Source organism: Streptomyces sp. NPDC101110 (assembly GCF_044759525.1).
Classification (GTDB): Bacteria; Actinomycetota; Actinomycetes; order Streptomycetales; family Streptomycetaceae; genus Streptomyces.
In genome coordinates, this window is sequence record NZ_JBIVZM010000014.1 from 222,476 (window position 1) to 235,152 (window position 12,677).

General features: G+C 69.8%; 11 protein-coding genes. 9 read left to right on the forward strand and 2 right to left on the reverse strand.

Features of this window, described 5'->3' with window-relative positions; genetic code table 11:
- The gene (locus tag ACIQU3_RS29580) at positions 1 to 873 is read right to left on the reverse strand and encodes a hypothetical protein (protein ID WP_403928588.1); all 873 of its coding nucleotides are present in this window, start codon (positions 871 to 873) and stop codon (positions 1 to 3) included.
- A 375-nt stretch (positions 874 to 1,248) separates the two neighbouring features.
- On the opposite strand from ACIQU3_RS29580, the gene ACIQU3_RS29585 reads away from it, so the two are divergent.
- The 7 genes from ACIQU3_RS29585 (at position 1,249) to ACIQU3_RS29615 (ending at position 8,279) form a co-directional block, all read left to right on the forward strand.
- Positions 1,249 to 2,202 carry a LysR family transcriptional regulator gene (locus tag ACIQU3_RS29585; protein WP_403737593.1) on the forward strand — a complete coding sequence of 318 codons (954 nt, stop codon included), beginning with the start codon at positions 1,249 to 1,251 and terminating at the stop codon, positions 2,200 to 2,202.
- Between the two features lie 234 nt (positions 2,203 to 2,436).
- Complete coding sequence (locus tag ACIQU3_RS29590; RefSeq protein WP_403737599.1) at positions 2,437 to 3,522, forward strand: S-(hydroxymethyl)mycothiol dehydrogenase; 1,086 nt, start codon at positions 2,437 to 2,439, stop codon at positions 3,520 to 3,522.
- The gene (locus tag ACIQU3_RS29595; protein ID WP_403737602.1) at positions 3,522 to 4,157 is read left to right on the forward strand and encodes an MBL fold metallo-hydrolase; all 636 of its coding nucleotides are present in this window, start codon (positions 3,522 to 3,524) and stop codon (positions 4,155 to 4,157) included. Before ACIQU3_RS29590 ends, ACIQU3_RS29595 begins: the two co-directional genes overlap by 1 nt.
- 373 nt (positions 4,158 to 4,530) lie before the next feature.
- A complete protein-coding gene (folP, locus tag ACIQU3_RS29600) occupies positions 4,531 to 5,382 on the forward strand; it encodes a dihydropteroate synthase (protein ID WP_403737913.1) in 852 nt (283 codons plus the stop codon).
- A gap of 152 nt (positions 5,383 to 5,534) precedes the next feature.
- Entirely contained in the window at positions 5,535 to 5,897 is a 363-nt protein-coding gene (locus tag ACIQU3_RS29605) for a bifunctional 3-phenylpropionate/cinnamic acid dioxygenase ferredoxin subunit (RefSeq protein ID WP_403737605.1), read from the forward strand.
- Positions 5,894 to 7,057 carry an NAD(P)/FAD-dependent oxidoreductase gene (locus tag ACIQU3_RS29610; protein ID WP_403737608.1) on the forward strand — a complete coding sequence of 388 codons (1,164 nt, stop codon included), beginning with the start codon at positions 5,894 to 5,896 and terminating at the stop codon, positions 7,055 to 7,057. Before ACIQU3_RS29605 ends, ACIQU3_RS29610 begins: the two co-directional genes overlap by 4 nt.
- 91 nt (positions 7,058 to 7,148) lie before the next feature.
- Complete coding sequence (locus ACIQU3_RS29615; RefSeq protein ID WP_403737611.1) at positions 7,149 to 8,279, forward strand: aromatic ring-hydroxylating dioxygenase subunit alpha; 1,131 nt, start codon at positions 7,149 to 7,151, stop codon at positions 8,277 to 8,279.
- A gap of 96 nt (positions 8,280 to 8,375) precedes the next feature.
- On the opposite strand, the gene ACIQU3_RS29620 is transcribed toward ACIQU3_RS29615, so the two are convergent.
- Complete coding sequence (locus ACIQU3_RS29620; RefSeq protein ID WP_403737916.1) at positions 8,376 to 9,122, reverse strand: IclR family transcriptional regulator; 747 nt, start codon at positions 9,120 to 9,122, stop codon at positions 8,376 to 8,378.
- A 208-nt stretch (positions 9,123 to 9,330) separates the two neighbouring features.
- On the opposite strand from ACIQU3_RS29620, the gene betA reads away from it, so the two are divergent.
- Complete coding sequence (gene betA, locus ACIQU3_RS29625; RefSeq protein WP_403737617.1) at positions 9,331 to 10,992, forward strand: choline dehydrogenase; 1,662 nt, start codon at positions 9,331 to 9,333, stop codon at positions 10,990 to 10,992.
- 196 nt (positions 10,993 to 11,188) lie between these two features.
- Positions 11,189 to 12,658 carry an aldehyde dehydrogenase family protein gene (locus ACIQU3_RS29630; protein ID WP_403737919.1) on the forward strand — a complete coding sequence of 490 codons (1,470 nt, stop codon included), beginning with the start codon at positions 11,189 to 11,191 and terminating at the stop codon, positions 12,656 to 12,658.
- Positions 12,659 to 12,677 lie beyond the last annotated feature (19 nt).

Consider the following 12,677-nt stretch of genomic DNA (forward strand, 5'->3'; position numbering starts at 1 on the left):
TCAGCCGCCGCGGACGATGTCGCGGGCACGGCTGAGCGCCGCGTGCTCGAGCACGGCGCGGTCCTCGACCTCCTTGCGATGCGGGGAGCCGAGCTTCTGGCGATGTGCACGGCTCAGCTCCTGGACCTTCGAGGCCAGGCCGGATGATTGCGCGCATGTGGCCTCGGCCTGAGCCGTGGTGAACTCACCGGCCTCGCGGCGGTGCGCGAAGCGGTCCCGTGTCTCCTGAGGCCCGTCGTACGGGTGTCCTCGTTCACGCATGCAGGTGGCCCACTGCCGGGTGCTGGGAACGAGCCCGGGGTCACGCGCGACCGCCACCGTGACCGACCGGGCAAGGGCGTCGGTGACCTTCTTGGCCCGGTACCAGCCGCGCAGATCGGTGTAGAGCACGCGCTGGGCGTCGGAGGCGCATCCCCTGTCGCTGTGCCGGACCTTGCCCATCCCGGGAACGTTCGCTTCCAGCCCCTCCGCGGTCGGCCCGTCGAGTGCAGTGATCGCCGCCGCCTTGCGGTCGGTGCTGAGCCGCGCGAAGTAGCGACGGTTGGGGTCGTCGCGGGCCAATGCAGCGCGGCGTTCCCGTAGACCCCGGCCGTAGCCGTTCGCGGCGGCCCACTGCTCGTCGTCGATGACGTACGGGAACAAGCGCTCCACAGGCTCGGGGAGTTCCGGGGTGACCCAGAAAGAGAAACCCTCTTTCCGCATGCAGTCACGGGTGAGAATCTTCTCCGCCTGGGCGAGGACCTTTCGTTCCGCCGCCGTGAGCTCTCGTGGCACCGGCTGCCGCTGATCTGCCGGTGAGCCGCTCGGCGCGCAGGCCGTGGTCCACGCGGCCGCCACAGAAAGGAGAACGGAAAGGATCCGGCCGAGCGCCACCCGGCGGGAGTGCCGGCGGCGATCGGGGCGCGAGGTGGTGTTCCTCTTACCGACAGCCTGCCGAGCCGTGCGGTCAAAGACATCGTGCAGGCGAAAGGGTGCGGGCATGCGTGGTGGTCCCCCCTTGTGTCACCATCCCCGGTTCGCTGGGGACACTCGCTTCACAGGGGAACCGGTAATGCCCCCGCAACCGTCTCTTGACCGATGACAGAGCGCTGTCCACCGTGTGCGACCGTCAGTTCGATCAAGTGACGGCTCATTGACTGTCACACGGCCGAGGCAGGTGTGTCACCGAAGCCCGGAGCACGTGATTTCTGCTGATCGATAAGGCATCGGTTATGGCCGCAAGTCGGACCGGAGAAGGGGCTCATGGGAATGGCAGCGTCCATATCAAGGGAACCGAGTATTCATCAGCTCCGGCTGTATCTCGTCCTGAGCGAGGAGCTCCACTTCGGGCATGCCGCCGCGCGATTGTTCATCACTCAGCCCGCGTTGAGTCAGCAGATCAGAGAATTGGAGAAACGCTTGGGCGTACGGCTGCTGGAGCGTACGGGCCGGGCTGTCACCCTGACCGAGGAAGGGCGGGCCCTGCTCCCCGAAGCCCGGGCGGCTGTCGCAGCGGTCGACCGGCTCAAGAGTGTCGCCGACGCTCAGCTGCGCCAGATCTCCGGGCGGCTCGTCGTGGGAACCATCGGAGCCGAGGCCGCAATGGCCCACACCCGCGCCGTGCTCGGCCTGCTCAGAGATCGCCATCCGAACTTGACCCCCCGGCTGGTGAACCTCACCTTGAGCGATCACATGGCCGCGCTGGCACGCCAGGAGGTCGATGTGGTGTTCCTCCGCCCTCCGGTGACCGACGACATAGAAACGCGCCACCTGGCCACCGAACCGCGAGTGGCCTGCCTTGCGGCCGACCACCCCCTGGCAGCTTTTCCCCGGCTCACGCTGGCCCAGCTTTCCGGCGTCCCGGTGGTCGACGTACCTGAGCGGGTCCCGCGGCCGTGGTGGGACTTCTGGGCGGTCGACCCGCGCCCTGACGGCAGTCGTGTTCGCTATGGGCCGGTGGTCACCGACATGGAATCGCTGCTGCACACGGTGGCCACCGGGGAGGCGATGTGTTTCCTCCCGGCTGCTGCCGGTGAGTATTTCCCGCGCCCGGGCGTCAGATACATCGAGGTGGTCGACGTCCCGCCCTCCACGTCCGCTCTCGCCTGGCTGCGGCGCAGACGATCCGAACCCACGATCAGGGCTGTCCGGGACGCTGCACGAGAAGCCACGGCCCGTCGCAGCCACTCCCTGCGAAGGTCCGCCGACGGGCCCGCCGGGTAGATCACGAAACCGCACAGGACCACCTGGCGTGCTCGAACCGGCCCGCAGCCGCCGGCGCCGCCTGCGAGCCTCGCTCCCGAACGAACCGCCGGCCGGTCCGGTTTTCCGGTCGACCCCTTGACCCCCGGTCTCCTCCTCCCCGATGCTCGGTTGCGTATGGCGGTGCGTGTACCTGATGAGGCAACTCAGGAAGCAGCGCACCCGGCTCGAGTCTTCCCGTCTGAGGAGCAGCTCATGGCTCACGAGGTACGTGCCGTCGTCGCCCGGAAGAAGGGCGCACCGGTTTCCGTCGAGACGATCGTCGTCCCCGATCCCGGTCCGGGTGAGGCACTGGTCAAGGTCGAGGCGTGCGGCGTCTGCCACACCGACCTCCACTACCGCGAGGGCGGGATCAACGACGAGTTCCCCTTTCTTCTGGGACACGAGGCGGCCGGTCGCGTCGAGGCGGTGGGGGAGGGGGTCACCGGCGTGCAGCCCGGGGACTTCGTCATCCTCAACTGGCGTGCGGTGTGCGGCCAGTGCCGGGCCTGCAGCAAGGGCAAGCCCTGGTACTGCTTCGCCACCCACAACGCCACGCAGCCGATGACACTGCTCGACGGCACCCCGCTCTCGCCCGCGCTCGGCATCGGCGCCTTCGCGGAGAAGACGCTGGTGGCCGCGGGGCAGTGCACGAAGGTGGACCCGGCCGCCCCGGCCGCGGCGGCCGGGCTGCTCGGATGCGGTGTCATGGCGGGTTTCGGTGCCGCGGTCAACACCGGTGCCGTCGGGCGGGGGGACTCCGTCGCCGTCATCGGCTGCGGCGGTGTCGGCATGGCCGCCGTCGCGGGTGCCCGGCTGGCGGGCGCGTCCAAGGTGATCGCCGTCGACATCGACCGGCGCAAGCTGGACCGTGCCATGACCATGGGGGCCACCCATACGGTCGACGCCGCCAAGGGCGACGTGGTGGAGGCGGTGCGCGAACTCACCGGTGGATTCGGAGCGGACGTCGTCGTCGAGGCGGTCGGCCGCCCGGAGACGTACCGGCAGGCCTTCTACGCGCGGGACCTGGCGGGCACGGTCGTGCTGGTCGGTGTGCCCACCCCGGAGATGAAGGTGGAACTGCCGCTGCTCGACGTCTTCGGTCGCGGCGGCGCGCTGAAGTCCAGCTGGTACGGAGACTGCCTGCCCTCGCGCGACTTCCCGGCCCTCGTCGACCTTTACCTGGGCGGCCGGTTCGACCTGGACGCTTTCGTCACCGAGACCATCGGGCTCGGTGACGTGGAGGAGGCTTTCGAGAAGATGCACGGCGGCGACGTGCTGCGCTCCGTGGTGGTGCTGTGATGGCCGGCGCACCCCGCATCGAACACCTCGTCACGAGTGGCACGTTCAGTCTCGACGGCGGCACCTGGGACGTCGACAACAACGTCTGGATCGTCGGTGACGACGACGAGGTCCTCGTCATCGACGCGGCGCACGACTCCGACGCCGTCCTGGAGGCCGTCGGTGACCGCCGTCTGTCGGCCGTCGTGTGCACCCACGCCCACGACGACCATGTGCGCGCCGCACCGGACCTCGCTCTCGCCGGCGGCGCGCGCGTCCTGCTGCACCCCGACGACCAGGTGCTGTGGAAGACGGTGCACCCGAACCGGCACCCCGACGGCCCCCTCGCCGACGGCGACGAACTCGTCGTGGCGGGCATCGGGCTGCGCGTGCTCCATACGCCCGGACACGCACCCGGGGCGGTGTGCCTGTACGCCCCCGACCTCGGTGCGCTGTTCAGCGGCGACACGCTGTTCGCGGGAGGACCGGGCGCGACGGGACGCTCGTACAGCGACTTCGGCACGATCCTCGCCTCCATCGGCGACCGGCTGTTGACGCTCCCCGGCGAGACGGTCGTGCACACCGGGCACGGCGACACGACCACCATCGAGGCGGAGGCCCCGCACCTGGAGGAGTGGGCCGCCCGCGGCTGGTGACACGGGCACCGGCCGGGCCGCCCGCCATGGGCGCGAGGCCGGTGCTGCACTTCGATACGGGCGCCGGCCACTTGGGGTCCGATCCGGACCGGGAGTGCGACGAGGCCGAGCCGAAGTCGTCCCGGCCGGTCGCGCCGGCGTTCGGGCCCCGTCACGAGACCGGGGATTCCACCTGCTTGACAGTGCCGCGCCCCGTCTCCACACTCGTTGCTCAAATCGCACTTTGTTCCTCTATGTGCAACGAGGTCGAGCAGCCCATGAAGACTTTCCTGCGTCCCCCTGCCGACCCGCCCGGTGCCGCGTGAGCACCGTCGCCCGGGCCGCTCCCGCCCTTCGTCCACGAGGTCTTCCCCGGCTGGACCGGACCCTGGTGATGGGCGTCGTGAACGTCACGCCCGACTCGTTCTCCGACGGCGGGCGGTGGTTCGAACCGGACCGGGCCGTCGCACACGGACTCGCGCTGCTGGACGAGGGCGCGGACATCCTGGACGTCGGCGGCGAGTCGACCCGTCCGGGCGCCTCTCGCCCGACGGGGGAGGAGGAACTGCGGCGTGTGCTGCCGGTCGTCCGCGCACTGGCCGCCGCCGGCGCCAAGGTCAGTATCGACACCATGCGGGCCGAGGTCGCCGCCCGCGCCGTCGAGGCCGGCGCCGCTCTGGTCAATGACGTCTCCGGCGGACTCGCCGACCCGGCGATGCTGCCACTGATGGCGCGGGCCGGCGTGCCCTACGTGGTGATGCACTGGCGCGGACACTCCGCCGGCATGCAGGCACACGCCGTCTACGACGACGTCGTCACCGACGTCGTCGACGAGTTGCGGACGAGAGTCGACGCGGCCCTGAACGCCGGAATCCCGCCGGACTGTCTCATCGTCGACCCGGGGCTGGGGTTCGCCATGCACACCGAGCACAACTGGCGGCTCCTCGGCCACCTCCCGGAGGTCGCCACCGCACTCGGCCGTCCGGTTCTGGTGGGCGCGGCGCGGAAGGCGTTTCTGGGTCACCTTCTGAGGGACCCGGAGACGGGACGACCCCGCCCGGCGCACCTGCGGGACGCGGCCACCTCCGCCGTGTCGGTGCTGGCCGCCGCGCAGGGAGTCTGGTGTGTCCGCGTCCACGACGTCGCCTCGACGGCCGACGCGGTGCGGGTGGCCGCCCGCTGGCGGCTCGAGAAGGCGCGCGACACCGTCACCGCCACCCCGTTTCTGAGGGGCGACCAGCTCTGACCTGGGTTTCCTATGGTGCAGGGTGTTTCGTATCGCGCAACGCAAAATCGGGGTGGCGAGCGACCCGTGAACTCCTTGACAAGGGTTTGTGGGCGACCTCAAACTGACGTTGCGTTCACCGCAATCCGTTTCGCTATACGCACCGAGGTGTCATGATGATTCCCGCGTGCCGTCTCGTGGATCTGCCCCGAGGCGAGGCCCACAGGCTCGACATCGACCCGCCGGTCTCGGTGTTCCACACCGACGACGGCGAACTCTTCGCCATCGACGACACATGCACCCACCAGGACGCCTCGCTCGCCGACGGCTGGCTGGAGGGCTGCGAGGTCGAATGCCCGCTGCACGCCTCGAAGTTCAACCTCAAGACCGGAGCCGTCGACGCCCCGCCGGCCAAGCTCCCGGTGCGCACGCACGAGGTCTTCGTCGAGGACGGCATGATCTACGTCCGGCTGTCCACGGCAGCCCCCAACCTGCCTCCCTGCATAACCGCCCGGCTCGCCGGGGGCGTCGCGTGAGGACGGTTGCCGTGGTGGGCGCGTCGCTGGCCGGTCTGTCAGCGGCGCGTTCCTTGCGAAAGCAGGGGTACGACGGACGGCTGGTCGTCATAGGCGACGAGCTCCACCGCCCGTACGACAGGCCGCCGCTGTCCAAGGAGTTCCTGGCCGGCGGCATCGGCGAGGCCGAGCTCGCCCTGGAGCCGGACGACGAGGACCTTCAGGCGGAGTGGCTGCTCGGAGCCCGCGCCGCCGGACTCGGCACCACCCCCCGCGCCGTGCGTCTCACCGACGGCCGCGAGGTGAGAGCCGACGGCATCGTCATCGCCACCGGCGCCGCCGCCCGCACCCTGCCCGGCATGGACGGCCTGGCCGGTGTGCACACCCTGCGCACCTTGGACGACGCCCGCGCCCTGCGGGACGAACTGGCCCGGGGCGGACGTCTGGTGGTGATCGGTGGCGGCTTCATCGGCGCCGAGGTCGCCTCGACCGCCTATGCCCTCGGCCTCGACGTGACCATCGTCGAGGCGGCGTCCACACCACTGGTCGGACCGCTCGGCACCACCATGGGCGGCATCGTCTCCGCACTCCATGCCGACCACGGCGTACGCCTGTTGTGCGGGGTCGGCGTCAAGGGGCTGAGCGGCGAGACCCGCGTCGACGCCGTCCTGATGGAGGACGGCCGCAGCATCCCCGCCGACATCGTCGTCGTGGGTGTCGGGGCCCGCCCCTGCGTCGACTGGCTGGCAGGCTCCGGCGTCGCACTCGACGACGGCGTCAAGTGCGGCGCGGACGGCCGTACCAGCATGGCCGGGGTGGTCGCGGTCGGCGACTGCGCCTCCTGGTACGACCCGCGCGCGGGCGCCCACCGCCGCGTCGAGCACTGGACCGGAGCCCGGGAACGCCCCGACGCGGCGGTCACCGCCCTGCTCTCCTGGGGCGAGTCCGAACCGGGGGTGCCCAGGCCTGCGTACTTCTGGTCCGACCAGTACGGCGTGAAGATCCAGTTCGCCGGCAACGCGTCCCGTGCCGACAGCGTCACGATCGAGGAAGGCGCCGCGGACGACCGTAACGTCCTGGCCGTCTACCGGCGTGCCGGGCACCCGGTCGCCGTCCTCGGAATGAACCAGCCCCGGCTGTTCATGCGCTGGCGCAAGCAGCTCGCCGCCCGCACGTCCTGAGAAGGACGCTGCTCCTTGATCGACGACGTCCGGTGTAGCCCGTCCCGGCGCGTGCATACCCGATCCATGACGTTTCCCCGAGGAGTGCACCGTGACCTCGACCGGCCTGCCGGAAAGTCTCATCGCCACCCTGCCCGGCTCCGCCTACACGGACCCCGGGGCCTTCGCCCAGGAGCAGGAGCACATATTTGAGAAGATGTGGTTCTGCGCCGTACGCTCCGCCGACCTCGCCGGCACCGGGGCGTTCAGGACCGTCCAGGTCGGCCGCGAGAGCATCCTCATCACCCGCGCCCGCGACCAGTCCGTACGCGCCTTCTTCAACGTCTGCCGGCACCGGGGGGCGAGGCTCTGCACGGCGGAGAGCGGCGAGGTCAAGCGCGCCTTCCAATGCCCCTACCACGCCTGGACGTACGACCTGACGGGCAAACTCGTCGCTGCGCCCAACCTCACCAAGATGCCCGACGTCGGCCGCACCGAGTACGGCCTGGCGGCCGTGGCGACGCGCGAATGGCTCGGCTACGTGTGGGTGTGCCTCGCCGAGAACCCGCCCCCCTTCGACGAGGTGGTGCAGGACGTGGTCGCGCGTCTCGGCGACACGGAGTCGATCGAGCATTACGGCATCGAGGACCTCGAGGTCGGCAGACGGATCGTCTACGACGTCCGGGCCAACTGGAAGCTCATTGTCGAGAACTTCATGGAGTGCTACCACTGCGCGACCATCCACCCCGAACTGACCGAGGTGCTGCCCGAGTTCGCCGACGGCTACGCCGCCCAGTACTACGTGGGACACGGCGCCGAGTTCGGCACGGACGTCAAGGGCTTCACCGTCGACGGCTCGGAGGGCCTCGAGCGCATCCCGGGCATCACCGAGGACCAGGACCGCCGGTACTACGCAATCACGGTCCGGCCGCAGGTGTTCATCAACCTCGTCCCCGACCACGTGATCTTCCACCGGATGTTCCCGGTCGCCGCGGACCGCACGATCGTCGAGTGCGACTGGCTCTACCTCAAGCACGTCGTCGAGAGCGGCAAGGACGTCAGCCGGTCGGTGGAACTGTTCGACCGGGTCAACCGGCAGGACTTCGACGCCTGCGAGCGCTGTCAGCCGGCCATGAGCTCCCGGCTGTACGCCAAGGGCGGCGTCCTCGTGCCCAGCGAGCACCACATCGGCGAGTTCCACGCCTTCGTCCAGGAGCGTCTGGGCGCGGGGCGACCACGATGACGGCGTTCCCGGCGGCCCGGCCCCCGTGCAGGGGGCGTTCGGGGCGGACGGCGCGGGTCCTCGGGCCCTCCCGAAGTCGCGCGCGCAGGGGCGGGCTCAGCCCAGGTAACCCATCCGGTGGCTGATTTCGTCCGCGCCCTTGACCAGTACCGGAGCGAGATCGTGAATTCTCTCCTCGGTGAGCCGGTACGCCGGTCCTGAGGCGCTGAGCGCCGCGATGACCTCTCCGTCCCGATTGCGGACCGGGGCGGCCATGGCGTGCAATCCCGCCTCGAACTCCTCCAGTGTCCAGGAGTAGCCGCGCTCCAGCGCCTCGGCGAGGTTCTTCTCCAGCTTCGTCTTCGCGGTCAGGGTGCGCGGCGTCATCTTCTTCAGGCCCGCGTCCGACAGCAGCGCGGCACGCTCCTTCGCCGGCATGTGGGCCAGCAGGATCTTGCCACTGGACGTGGCGTGCAGCGGCGTCAGCTGGCCCACCCAGTTGAACGCCGTGACGGCACCCGGTCCGCGCACCTGGTACAGGTTGATCGCGTACTTCTCCTGCATCACGGCGAGGTTCACCGTCTCACCGATCTCCTCGGCGAGACGCTCGCAGACCGGGCGGCTCTGCTGCGTGATGTCGATGCGTCCGGTGACCGCGCCGGCGAGACGGACGATGCCGAAACCGAGGCGGTACTTGCCGCGCTCGCCCGCCTGTTCCACCAGGCCGCGCGCTTCCAGGGCGCCCAGCAACCGGAACGCGGTCGACTTGTGGACGTCGATCTCGGCGGCCACCTCGCTGACGCCGGCCTCGCCGCGCCGGGCCAGGATCTCCAGCACGGTGATGGCCCGGTCGACCGACTGCACCCCACCGGTCGGCGCACTTGTCGTTTCGGTATCTGGATGGTAGTTGCTCACAACGCAACTATACGGGTGATTAACATAGCTGCCAGCGATGCAGGTCACCGGCCCGGACCAGAAAATCTGAAGTTGCGCTGTCCGCAACCTGGTGCGCATAGAGATGCCGGTACTAGCATGCCGCGCATTCCCTACGGCGCGAGCGAGACGAGGCCTCATGGCTCACTTGCAGTACGACTTCGTCATCGTCGGTGGTGGATCGGCCGGCTGTGCACTGGCCAACCGGCTCTCCGCGGATCCCGGCAATCGGGTACTGGTCCTGGAGGCGGGCAGACCCGACTACCCCTGGGACGTCTTCATCCACATGCCCGCGGCGCTGACCTACCCGATCGGCAGCCGCTTCTACGACTGGAAGTACGAGTCCGAACCCGAGCCCCACATGGGCGGCCGGCGCGTCTACCACGCGCGCGGCAAGGTCCTGGGCGGTTCCAGCAGCATCAACGGCATGATCTTCCAGCGCGGCAACCCCATGGACTACGAGCGCTGGGCGGCCGACCCCGGAATGGAGAGCTGGGACTACGCGCACTGCCTGCCGTACTTCCGGCGGATGGAGAACTGCCTGGCCGCCGACCCGGAGGACGAGTTCCGCGGTCACGACGGCCCCCTCGTCCTCGAACGGGGTCCGGGGACCAACCCGCTCTTCGAAGCCTTCCTCAAGGCCACCGAGGAAGCGGGGCACGCCCCCACCAGCGACGTGAACGGCTATCGACAGGAAGGTTTCGCCAGGTTCGACCGCAACGTCCACCGCGGGCGCCGGCTGTCGGCCGCGCAGGCCTACCTCAAGCCCGTGCGGAAGCGGCCCAACCTCACCGTCACCACGCGCGCCCTGGTCACCCGCGTCCTCTTCGAGGGCAAGCGGGCCGTCGGTGTCGAGTACCGGCGCGGCCGTGGCAGGCCGCAGCAGGTGAGGGCCGGTGAGGTCATCCTCTGCGGAGGCGCGATCAACTCTCCGCAGCTCCTCCAGCTCTCCGGTGTCGGCAACGCCGAGGAGCTCGCGGCGCTCGGCGTGGACGTCGTACACGATCTGCCCGGCGTCGGCGAGAATCTCCAGGACCACCTGGAGGTGTACATCCAGTACGCCTGCAAGCAGCCCGTCTCCATGCAGCCGTACCTGGCCAAGTGGCGTGCTCCCTTCATCGGCCTGCAGTGGCTCTTCCGCACGGGCCCGGCCGCGACCAACCACTTCGAGGCGGGAGGCTTCGTCCGCGGCAACGACGACGTGGACTACCCCAACCTGATGTTCCACTTCCTGCCCATCGCGGTCCGCTACGACGGATCGGTGCCCGCCGGCGGACACGGCTACCAGGTGCACGTCGGACCCATGTACTCCGACGCCATCGGCTCGGTGAAGATCAAGAGCAAGGATCCCGCCGAGCACCCCGCGCTGCGCTTCAACTACCTCTCCACCGAGCAGGACCGCCGTGAGTGGGTCGAGGCCGTCAGAGTCGCTCGCAGGCTGCTCAACCAGCCCGCCATGGCCCCGTACAACGCCGGGGAGATCTCGCCCGGCCCGTCCGTGGAGAGTGACGAGGAGATCCTCGCCTGGGTGGCCAAGGACGGTGAGACCGCGCTGCACCCGTCCTGCACCTGCAAGATGGGCACCGACGACATGGCCGTCGTCGACCCGGCCGACCTGCGTGTGCACGGTGTGGAGGGGCTGCGGGTCGTCGACGCGTCCGTGATGCCCTACATCACCAACGGCAACATCTACGCGCCGGTGATGATGATCGCGGAGAAGGCCGCCGACCTCATCCTCGGCAAGGAACCGCTGCCGCCGTCCGGCGCAGCGTACTACCGGCACCGCGAAGCACCCGCGTAACCAGCAGATTTCAGGCAGCCGACCGGCCCGGAGTCCCGGCGTTCCGGGCCCCTCGGCGTCGGGTTCTCACGGTTGGCTCCTTGGCGGAACCGTCATCGGCCTACCCCTTGACGTGCGTTCCCGCCTTCTCCAGAGTGTTCCACCACAAGCAATGCGGTGCGTGATGCGCAACGCGATTCGCTCGAAGGGCCTCGACGTGGCAGACCTGTACGTGGACGGCAGATGGCGGGCTCCCGTGGCCGGAGGCCACCGGGACATCCGCTGCCCCGCCGACGGCACACTCTCCGTGACCGTGTCCGAAGGCACCCGCCCCGACACCGAGGCGGCCATCGCCGCGGCCCGCCGGGCCTTCGACGAAGGCCCCTGGCCGCGCACTCCCGAGCGCGAGCGCGGCGCGCTCCTGCTGCGCACCGCCGACATCCTCGAACGCGACGCCGACGCGTTCGCCCGCGCCGAATCGCTGGACACCGGCAAGCGGCTCGTGGAGAGCGAGTACGACATCGCCGACGTCGTCTCCTGCTTCCGCTACTATGGAGGGCTCGGCGGCAGCGACTCCGGCCGGGTGATCGACACCGGCCGTGACGACGCCGTCAGCCGCGTCGTGTACGAGCCCATCGGCGTGTGCGCACTGATCACCCCCTGGAACTACCCGCTGCTGCAGGCGAGCTGGAAGGTCGCCCCGGCACTCCTCGCGGGCAACACCATCGTCCTCAAGCCCAGCGAACTCACGCCCTCCACTTCGATCCTGCTGATGAAGGCCCTCGCGGAGGCAGGACTTCCGGACGGCGCAGCCAACCTCGTCCTGGGCACCGGGCCCGAGGTGGGGGCGCCGCTGGCCGAGGACCCGGCCGTCGACATGGTGTCCTTCACCGGCGGCCTGGACACCGGCAGACGCATCATGGCCACCGCCGCCGCGACGGTGAAGAAGGTCGCGCTGGAGCTCGGCGGCAAGAACCCCAACGTCGTCTTCGCCGACGCCGACTTCGAGACGGCCGTGGACTTCGCACTCACGGCCGTCTTCCTGCATTCGGGCCAGGTCTGCTCGGCCGGTGCACGGCTGATCGTCGAGGACGCGCTGCACGACCGGTTCGTCGACGAGGTGGTCCGCCGCGCCCGGCGGATCCGCCTCGGCGGCCCCTTCGACCCGCACGCCGACACCGGCGCGCTGATCTCCGCCCAGCACCTGGCGAAGGTCGAGGCGTACGTCGCCTCCGGACTCGCGGAGGGCGCCGTCCTGCGCTGCGGCGGCACACGCCCCGACGACCCGGCCCTGGCCGGTGGCCACTACTACCCGCCGACCGTGCTCGACGCGTGCGGTCAGGACATGCGCGTGGTGCACGAGGAGTCCTTCGGGCCCGTCCTCACCGTGGAGCGCTTCACCGGCGAGGACGACGCGGTACGCATCGCCAACGACACCGACTACGGACTCGCAGGCGCCGTCTGGACGCAGGACGCCGGCAAGGCCCAGCGGGTCGCCCGCCGGCTGCGCCACGGCACGGTGTGGATCAACGACTACCACCCCTATGTGCCGCAGGCGGAATGGGGTGGGTTCGGGCACTCCGGCGTAGGCCGGGAGCTGGGACCGACGGGCCTGGACGAGTACCGGGAGCCCAAACACATCTGGCAGAACATCCAACCCCGGCCGCAGCACTGGTTCCGCGGCTGAACGCCGAAAAGAGGTCGAA